Source organism: Salinarimonas chemoclinalis (assembly GCF_041514305.1).
Lineage (GTDB): Bacteria > Pseudomonadota > Alphaproteobacteria > Rhizobiales > Beijerinckiaceae > Salinarimonas > Salinarimonas chemoclinalis.
The window spans coordinates 58,578-67,357 of sequence record NZ_JBGMWH010000020.1; the positions used below are offsets into that span (position 1 = coordinate 58,578).

At 75.9% G+C, this 8,780-nt stretch carries 6 protein-coding genes; 4 read left to right on the forward strand and 2 right to left on the reverse strand.

Annotated features, from left to right (window positions below):
• Window positions 1-12 precede the first annotated feature (12 nt).
• A complete protein-coding gene (gene addB / locus AB9M23_RS20185) occupies window positions 13-3,213 on the reverse strand; it encodes a double-strand break repair protein AddB (RefSeq protein ID WP_372426413.1) in 3,201 nt (1,066 codons plus the stop codon).
• Window positions 3,214-3,416: 203 nt separating this feature from the next.
• On the opposite strand from addB, the gene AB9M23_RS20190 reads away from it, so the two are divergent.
• A complete protein-coding gene (locus AB9M23_RS20190) occupies window positions 3,417-3,821 on the forward strand; it encodes a PRC-barrel domain-containing protein (protein WP_372426415.1) in 405 nt (134 codons plus the stop codon).
• 11 nt (window positions 3,822-3,832) lie between these two features.
• Here the strand turns inward: AB9M23_RS20190 and mutY are convergent, their stop codons facing one another.
• Window positions 3,833-5,044, reverse strand: coding sequence for an A/G-specific adenine glycosylase (gene mutY / locus AB9M23_RS20195; RefSeq protein WP_372426416.1), 1,212 nt, complete (start codon window positions 5,042-5,044; stop codon window positions 3,833-3,835).
• A gap of 56 nt (window positions 5,045-5,100) precedes the next feature.
• On the opposite strand from mutY, the gene AB9M23_RS20200 reads away from it, so the two are divergent.
• The 3 genes from AB9M23_RS20200 to AB9M23_RS20210 all read left to right on the forward strand — a co-directional run.
• Window positions 5,101-5,649: a DUF721 domain-containing protein gene (locus AB9M23_RS20200; protein ID WP_372426417.1), complete on the forward strand. Its 549-nt coding sequence runs from the start codon at window positions 5,101-5,103 to the stop codon at window positions 5,647-5,649.
• Window positions 5,650-5,796: 147 nt separating this feature from the next.
• Window positions 5,797-6,426: a DsbA family protein gene (locus tag AB9M23_RS20205; protein WP_372426420.1), complete on the forward strand. Its 630-nt coding sequence runs from the start codon at window positions 5,797-5,799 to the stop codon at window positions 6,424-6,426.
• Between the two features lie 348 nt (window positions 6,427-6,774).
• A partial coding sequence (locus AB9M23_RS20210; protein WP_372426418.1) for an AAA family ATPase occupies window positions 6,775-8,780 on the forward strand: 2,006 nt, incomplete at its 3' end.

Sequence of the window (8,780 nt, forward strand, 5' to 3'; positions counted from 1 at the left end):
TCTCGTGGCGGCTCACGTGTCGTCCTCCGCGTCGGCGGCGCCGGCGGCCGACCATTCCTTCACCCGCGCGAGATGGTCGTACGCGGAGAAGCGCAGGGCGTATTGGGCATAGGGCCGCGAGACGTAGCCGTACTCGCCGGAGACGAAGCGCGCGACGAGGCCCTTCAGCCGGGCGAGGTGTTCGCCGACGAGGTCTTCGACCGAGCGCTCCTCGTCCTTGGGCGGGGTGATCGGGCAGGGCTTGAACGGGTCCTTGCCGCCCGACGCGTGGACGTAGACGAGCTCCGTCTCGCCCCGCGGCGCGGGGGCGCCCTCGAAGGCGCCCGCGCGCAGCATCGCCGCCTCGAGCGTGAGCTGCGGCGAGAAGCCGGCGTAGACCATCTTCGGCGTGGGCGGCGTGCCGGTCTTGTAGTCGACGAGCGTCGCCCCGCCGTCGGCGCGGGTCTCGATCCGGTCGGCACGGGCGGAGAGCGTGAAGCGCTCGGCGCCCACGGCGAGCGACAGCTCGCCCTTCCGCTCGACGGCGATGCCGGCGAGCAGCGCGCGCCGCGCGACCTCCCAGTCGAGATAGCCGTCGATCACCCGCTCGAAGCGCGGCCACCACTCCGCCTGGACCTCCGGATAGGCGTCGCCGATGGGCGCGAACAGGTCGAGCCCGATCTGGCGCAGGCGCTGCGCGGCGACGTCGCGCGCGGGCAGCGCATCGGGATGGGCCTCGACGAAGCGCGCGAAGGTCTCGTGGATCAGGCTGCCGCGCTCGGCCGCGCCGGGTGCGACGGCGATCGCGTCGAGCGCGTCGAGGCCGAGCACGCGGCGCGCGAAGATCGCGTAGGGGTCGCGCACCAGCGTCTCGACCTCCGTCACGGACAGCCGGCGCGGGAACAGTGCCGGGTCCGGTCGCGGGGCGGGGCGCCGCAGCGGCGCGGCGGGCGCGGCGGCATCGAGCCGCGCGGCGAGATCCGCGAGCCGCCGCCCGCGCCCGCGCATCGCCTCCCATGCGCCCTCGCCCACGAAGGCCTTGATGCGCTGGAGGAAGCGCGAGGGCACGGTCGGGGCGCCGTCGCGCTTGGCGGCGCGGGTGATCACCACGTCCCGCGCGCCGAGCGCCTGGACGAAGTCGTGGGCGGTCTGCCCGAGCCGGCGCTCCGGCGGGGCGAGGCCGATCTCCTCGCGCATCGGCCGGTTGAGGAAGGCGTCGGTGCGCGCCCGCGGCGGCCAGACGCCCTCGTCGAGGCCCGCCAGGACGACGCGGTCCGCCCGGATCAGGCGCGCCTCGAGCAGGCCGAGGACCTTGAGCCGCGGATGCGCCCGGTCCGCCCGCCCCGGCGCGCGGCGGTCGCGGGCGAGATTGGCGAAGAAGCCCGGATAATCGAGGAAGACGCCGCGCAGCGCCGCGTCGGCGTCGACCAGGGAGAGATCGTCGAACAAGGCGGCGAGGGTTTCGTCCGAGCCGTCCGTGACGGGGGCGGGGTCGTCCCGCGCGCCGGCGGCGACCTCCGTTGCCTCCGGTGGCCCGGCGACGAGGGCGTCGCAGGCGGCGCGGTGGGCGGCGGCCAGCGCGGCGAGCGCCACCTCGTGGGGATATGCGTCCGGCCCGAAGCCGGCGAAGGCGGCGGCGAGCCGCTCGAGCAGGGCGAGCGCGCCGCCCCAGTCGCTCTCGTCGAGGCGGGCGCGCGGCCGCGGCGCGCGGCCGGGCCGCGCGGCGGTCTCCGCCCGGCGCAGGTGCAGCGCGGCGACGAGCCCCCCGAGCCGCGGCCCGGGCTCCGGCCCACGCAGCACGCCGATCTCGAGCGCCGCGCGCGCCCGCGCGAACTCCGCCGCCGAGAAGCCGAGCCGCACGGCGGGGTGATGCAGGAGCGCGAGCGTGGCGAGCGGCGCGAAGCGCTCGGCGGCGGCCTCGGCCGCGAGGCGAGCCAGCCGGCCGGCCTGCGCCTCCGCGAGGCTGGTGCCGGCCGAATCGTCGACGGCGACGCCCCAGCGGCCGAGTTCGGCGCAGACCCGGGCGGCGAGCCCGCGGTCCGGCGTGATCAGCGCCGCCGTGCGCCCGGGCGTCTCCAGCGCCTCGCGCAGGGCGACGGCGACGCACAGCGCCTCCTCGCGCTCGTCCTTCGCCTCGACCAGGGCGAGGCCCTCCGTCCCCTCCGCGGCGAGGCGCGCGCGCGCGGCGGGATCGAGGGCGGCCCAGGCCTCGGTCGTTTCCGCGGGGCGCATGGCCTGCGCGAGCATCGCCTCGCGGGCGCGGCCGGCGGCGCCCGCCTCGCCGAGCGGCACGACGTCCGCGCGCCCGATCCGCAGCACCTGGGCGACGAGCCGCGCCATCACGGCCTGGGGATGCCCGTGGGCCGGCGCGAGGCCCTGCTCGCGGTCGCCGCAGACCGCCCGCCAGGCGTCGGCGTCGAGATCCCGGTCGAGCCCCGGCAGCACCACGGCGCCCTTCGGAAGCGCCGCGATCGCGGCGAGCAGCCGCGCGGTCGCGGGGATCGAGCCGGTCGAGCCCGCCGCGATCACGGGTCCGGGCGGAGGGCTCGCCGCGATGCGCGCGGCTTCGGCGTCGATCAGCGCCGCCGTGCGCCGGGCGGGATCGCTCGCCCCGCGCTCCGCCAGGATCGCCGGCCAGGCCTCGAAGGCGATGCGCACGAAGTCGAGGGTGAGCTCGAAGTAGCGCGAGAAGTCCCCGTCCACGGCCGCGCCCAGCGCCTCGAAGGCGACGCCCTCCCAGGCGACGTCGTCCATCAGCGCCTCGAGTTCGCCCGCGAGCGAGACCGCGTCCGCCGGCGAGGAGGGCACGAGGAAGGGCGTGTCCCCGTCGAGCCGGGCGAGGCGCGGGTCGAGCCGCTGCGACCAGTGCTGGATCAGCCGCGCCAGCAGCAGCCGCCGCTCGAGCGACGCGATCGGCGGGGCGAGCGCCTGCGCGTCCGCCGAATGCTCCATCCCTCCAGCGGCGAGCGCGAGCTCGGCGTCGTCGGCGGCGCCCAGCGGCACGATCCGGGGCAGGATCAGCGCCGGGGCGCCGAAGCGCGCGCCCGCCTTCTCGGCGATCAGCGCGCCGAGCGCGCGCGCGGCCCGCCGCGTCGGCAGGTAGATCGTCGCCCGCGCCAACGCGTCCGGCCCCGCGGCCTCGGGAAAGCCGGGAACGAGCCTGCCCTCGACCAGCGCGTCGGCGAGCGTCTCCAGGAAGGGCGCCCCGAGGGGAATGCTGTAGACCCGCGTCACGTCGCCCTCTCCCCGCCCTCGGGCTTCCCCGGATGAATGTGAACGTAACCAGAACGCATCGGCGCGTCAAGATTGCTCCGAGCCGCTTTCTTCCGCGAGCCCCCTTCGGCTCGCCATACCGGAACGGTGCTCGTCCGGCTCGCGTTGACGCGCCACAGGTTCCACACGCGAGGCGCCGCCGCGGGCGGCGCGAGGAGGTACTCATGGCCAACGGCGCCGGGCGCGAGCCCGACCATCATCTCATCGCCAGCGACCGCGTCGAGGGCACGCCGGTCAAGCGCTCGAACGGCGACGAGATCGGCCACATCGAGCGGGTGATGATCGACAAGCGCTCCGGCAAGGTCGCCTACGTCGTCATGAGCGTCGGCGGTGGGCTGTTCGGGCTGGAGAAGCACCAGTTCACCATGCCCTGGGGCGTGCTGCACTACGACACCGAACTCGGCGGCTACGAGCTGAACCTCACCGACGAGCAGATTCGCGAGGCGCCGCGGCGCACGGCGGAGCAGCACGACGCCTCGTTCTCCCGCGAGTGGGAGGAGCACGTCCACCGCTACTACAATGCGACGCCGTACTGGGGGCAGTCCGACCCGATGTCGACGGGTCGCTGACGCGGCGCGGCTCAGGCCGCGCCCTTCTTCCTCGGCCCGGCACGTTTCGCCGGCGCGGCCGGTTTCGGGTTCTCGGCCGCGAGAACGCCCGGCCCGAGCGCGTGGGCCAGGATCTTCTTCATCACGCTCGGCAGCGGCTCCGCGCCGAGCGCCCTGCGCGGGGTGAAACGCATGCCCGCTGGAGCGGGCGTCCCCGCGGCGACGCGGGCGTGGAGCACGCTCACCTCCAGGGCGAAATGCGTGAAGACGTGGCGCACGACGCCGTCGAGCCGCTTCCAGCGGGCCTCGAGCGGCGCGTCGAGGATCGCGCGCGAGGCGGCCCAGTCCGTCGTCCAGTCGCTGCCCGGGGGCTCGGCCATGGCGCCGAGCAGGCCCTCTGGCGCCCGGGTGCGCAGCAGGATCGCGCCGTCGGCGCGCTCGACGACGAACGCCGCGCCGCGGCGGGTCTCGCGCGCCTTCCTGGGCGCCTTCACGGGATAGAGCTCGGCCTCGCCGGCGAGGCGCGCGGCGCAGGGCGCCATCCACGGGCAGAGCGCGCAGGCGGGGCGCTTGGGCGTGCAGATCGTCGCGCCGAGATCCATCAATCCTTGAGCGAAGTCGCCCGGGCGATCCGGCGGCACGAGCGCGAGCGTGGCTTCGCGCACGGCGGCCTTGGCCCTGGGCATCGGCTCGGCGATCGCGAAGAGGCGCGTCATCACCCGCTCGACGTTGCCGTCCACCGCCGCCGCGACCCGGTCGAACGCGATCGCGGCGATGGCGCCGGCGGTGTAGGCGCCGATCCCCGGCAGCCCGCGCAGCGCCTCCTCGGAATCGGGGAAGCGCCCGCCGTGCGCGGCGACGACGGATTTCGCGCAGGCGTGCAGGTTGCGCGCGCGGGAATAGTAGCCGAGGCCGGCCCAGGCGTTCATCACCTCCTCGGACGGCGCGGCGGCGAGCGCCTCGACGGTGGGAAATCGCGCGAGGAAGCGCTCGAAATAGGGCTTCACCGCCATCACGGTGGTCTGCTGGAGCATGATTTCGGAGAGCCAGACCCGATAGGGGTCCGCCGCCTCGCCGGGCCTCGCCCGCCAGGGCAGGGCGCGGCGGTGGCGGTCGTACCACGCGAGGAGGTCGTGCGCCTTCGGCGCGCGCTCGGGCGCGTCCGCATGATCGGGGCCGCGCGCCCGCGCCGCGTCCGCGGCGTGCGAATCGGCTTCCTGGGGGGCTGTGGTCGGGGCTACCATGGCCGCCTCACATAGCCGATCCCGTGATCGGCTTCCATCGGAGCGCGACGGACGCGATGGCGCGACAGGACGGCACGCCGCCGGGCAGGCGACCCGGCATCAGGCCGCTCGCCGAGCTCGTCGAGGGCGCGATGAGCGAGGCGCTGGCGCGCCGGGGCTTCGCCTCGGCGGACATCCTCGCCGCCTGGCCCGACATCGCCGGCGAGCCGCTGGCGAGCCGGTCGCAGCCCGTGCGGATGGAGTGGCCCAGGCGCGCGCGCCCCGAGCCCGACGTGCCGCCGCCGCCGGCGAAGCTCGTGGTGCGGGTGGAGAGCGCCTTCGCCCTCGACGCCCAGCACCTGGCTCCCCTCCTGATCGAGCGGATCAACGCGCTCTACGGCTGGTCCTGCGTCGGCCGGATCGTGCTCGAGCAGGGGCCCGTGCGGCGGCCGCCGCCCCGGCGCCCGCCTCCGCGCCCGCTGGCCGCCGCGGAGGAGCGGGCGATCGCGGGAGCGACGGAACCGGTGGCGGACGAGGCCCTGCGCGCCGCGCTGGCGCGGCTCGGGCGGGCGGTCGTGTCGGGGAGCGGGCGCCCCGCCGCCGCGGGGCGTCACACGAAGTCGTGATTCGCCCGTGTGCGGCGCCGGATCGCGCCGCGCTTGTGGTCGGCCCCCGTGTCGTCTTACTTCTCGGCCTAATTCTCGTTCCGGCCGAGGCCCCCGGAGGCCATTGTCCGAGACCTGCTACACGCCGATGTCGACGGAGAGACGATGATGATCACGCGCCGCCATGCCCTCACCCTGCTCGCCGGTGCGAGCGCCCTCGGCGCGCTCTCGCCGCGCGCGGCCTTCGCGCAGTCGGTCGACACGGAGCTGCTCGAGACCGCCGGGCCGCTCGGCGAGATGGCGCTGGGCGACGAGAACGCGCCGGTGACGGTCTACGAGTACGCCTCGCTGACCTGCGGCCATTGCGCCACCTTCCACAATCAGACCTGGCCGCTGGTGAAGGAGCGCTTCGTCGAGACCGGGCAGGTCCGCCTCGTGATGCGCGAGTTCCCCCTCGACACGCTCGCGCTCGCCGGCTTCATGCTGGCACGCTGCGAGCCGGCGAAGTACTGGGGCATCGTCGACATGCTGTTCGAGCTCCAGCGCGAGTGGGCCTTCTCGGAGCGCCCGCGCGACGCCCTGGAGCGGCTGATGCGACAGGCCGGTTTTTCACAGGAGAAGTTCGAGGCCTGCTTGAACGACCGCGCGGTCTACGATGCTATCATCGACGTGAAGACGCGGGGCGAGCAGCTCGGCGTCAATTCCACGCCGACCTTCTTCTTCAACGGCGAGATGCGCCGCGGAGCGCTGACGATCGATGAGTTCGAGGCCATCGTCGGGCCGATGCTGGAGGGGTGACGCCGTCTCCCCTCTCCCGGATGGGAGAGCCGGCTCGCCCGTCGTCCCGCGCCGCCCCTCGTCCTTCCCTGTAGGGGAAGGCGGATCGGCGCGCAGCGCCGAGACGGATGGGGCGCGGCGCACAGCGACGCGTTCCGCGAAGCGGAAGCCTCGGTGTCCGACCTCGCGCGTCCGCTTCGGCTTCGCCGAACGCGCGTCCCGCGCGCCCCATCCGTCACGCAGCCTTCGGCTGCGCGCCACCTTCCCCTACAGGGAAGGAGACATGCGCGCCGCCCTGCCCGAGCCCTGCCACTCTCCCGTCGGCGAGCGGGCGCACTCTGCCGGCCCGCCGCCTCCAGGTTGTCGTGCATGCAGCTGACGCGGCTGCGCATAACCGGCTTCAAGACCTTCATGGAGCCCACCGACGTCCCGATCGAGCCGGGGCTCACCGGCATCGTCGGGCCCAACGGCTGCGGCAAGTCGAACCTCGTCGAGGCCCTGCGCTGGGTCATGGGCGAGAGCTCCTACAAGGCCATGCGCGCCTCCGGCATGGAGGACGTGATCTTCAACGGCTCGGGCGGGCGCCCGGCGCGCAACGCCGCCGAGGTGACGGTGAGCGTCGACAACGCCGCGCGCACCGCGCCCGCCGCCTTCAACGACGCGGACGTTCTCGAGATCTCGCGCCGGATCGCCCGCGAGGCGGGCTCGACCTATCGCATCAACGGGCGCGAGGTGCGCGCGCGCGACGTCCAGCTGCTCTTCGCCGACGCCGCGACGGGCGCGCGCTCGGCGGCGCTCGTGCGCCAGGGGCAGATCTCGGAGATCATCGCCGCGAAGCCCCAGGCGCGCCGGCGCATCCTGGAGGACGCCGCCGGCATCGCCGGCCTGCACGCGCGCCGCCACGAGGCGGAGTTGAGGCTCGAGGCCGCGGAGCAGAACCTGACGCGCGTCGAGGACGTGCTCTCGGGCCTCGACGGGCAGATCGAGGGCCTGCGCCGGCAGAGCCGGCAGGCGGCGCGCTACCGCGCCGTCGCCGCCGAGATCCGCCGGCTCGAAGCGCTCGTCCAGCTGATCGCCCACGCCGCCGCGCGCACGGAGGCCGCCGACGCCGCGTCCGAGGCGCGGGCCTGCGCGGCGCGGGTGGCGGAGCGCGCGGAGGTCCAGGCCCGCACCGCGCGCGACCAGGCGCTCGCGGCCCACGCCCTGCCGGGGCTGCGCGAGGCGGAGGCCGCGGCGGCCGCCGCACTCCAGCGCCTCGTGCTGGCCCGCGCCGAGCTCGACGGCGAGGAGACCCGCACACGGGACCGGCTCGCCGCGCTCGAGCGCCGCGCCGTCGAACTCGCCCGCGACCGGGAGCGGCAGGAGGCGCTGGGCGCCGACGCGGCGCAGAGCATCGCGCGGCTCGAGGCCGAGCACGCGGCGCTCGCAGACACCGGCCGCGCCGCCGCAGAGGAGGAAGCCGCGCGCGCAGCGCTCGCGACCTCGGAGGCCGCCCTCGCCGAGGCCGAATCCGCGATGGCGGCTCTGCTGACACGGGCCTCCGAACTCAACGCCCGGCGCGGCGCCCTGGAGCGCACGGCGGCGGAGGAGGAGACGCGCATCGCCCGCTTCTCCGCGGAGGCGGAGCGGCTCGCCCGCGAGCGCGCTGCGCTGGCCGAGGCGCTCCCCGCCGACCTCGACGCGCTGCTGGCGGCACGCGACGCAGCCGCCGCGGCGCTCGCGGAGGCCGACACCCGTGCGACGGAAGCCCGCGCGCTCCTCGCCCGCGCCCGCGAGGCGGAGAGCCGCACCCGCGGCCCGCTCGCCGAGGCCGAGCGCGCGGCGCAGAAGCTCGACACCGAGGCGGCGACGCTGCGCAAGCTCTTCGCGCCGGCCGCCGGCGCCCGCTTTCCCGCCATGCTCGACCAGGTCCGCGTCGAGAAGGGCTTCGAGACCGCGCTCGCCGCGGCGCTCGGCGAGGATCTCGACGCGTCGAGCGATCCCGCCGCGCCGGCGCACTGGCTGGCGGTGCCGGCCGACGGCGACCCTGCGCTCCCGTCGGGCGCGATCCCGCTGGCGAACGTCGTGGCGGCGCCCGCGGCGCTGGCGCGGCGGCTCGCGCAGATCGGCGTGGTCGGCCGCCTCGACGGCGCGCGGCTCGCCAAGGGCCTGGCGCCCGGGCAGCGGCTCGTCTCGCGCGAGGGCGACCTGTGGCGCTGGGACGGCTACCGGGCGCTCGCCGAGGCGCCGTCGGCCGCCGCGCGGCGGCTCGCCGAGCGCAACCGGCTGGTGGACCTGGAGGCCGAGGCCGAGCAGGCGCGCGACGTCGCCGAGGAGCGCCGGCGCGATCTCGACCGCGTGCAGAGCGCCGCGCGCAACGCCGCCGCGCTGGAGGC

What these genes read in the sequence shown, in the direction of transcription:
- AB9M23_RS20190 (WP_372426415.1), top strand. Translation starts at nt 3,417, where the DNA reads ATGGCCAACGGCGCCGGGCGCGAGCCCGACCATCATCTCATCGCCAGC.
- mutY (WP_372426416.1), bottom strand. Translation starts at nt 5,044, where the DNA reads ATGGTAGCCCCGACCACAGCCCCCCAGGAAGCCGATTCGCACGCCGCG.
- AB9M23_RS20200 (WP_372426417.1), top strand. Translation starts at nt 5,101, where the DNA reads ATGGCGCGACAGGACGGCACGCCGCCGGGCAGGCGACCCGGCATCAGG.
- AB9M23_RS20205 (WP_372426420.1), top strand. Translation starts at nt 5,797, where the DNA reads ATGATCACGCGCCGCCATGCCCTCACCCTGCTCGCCGGTGCGAGCGCC.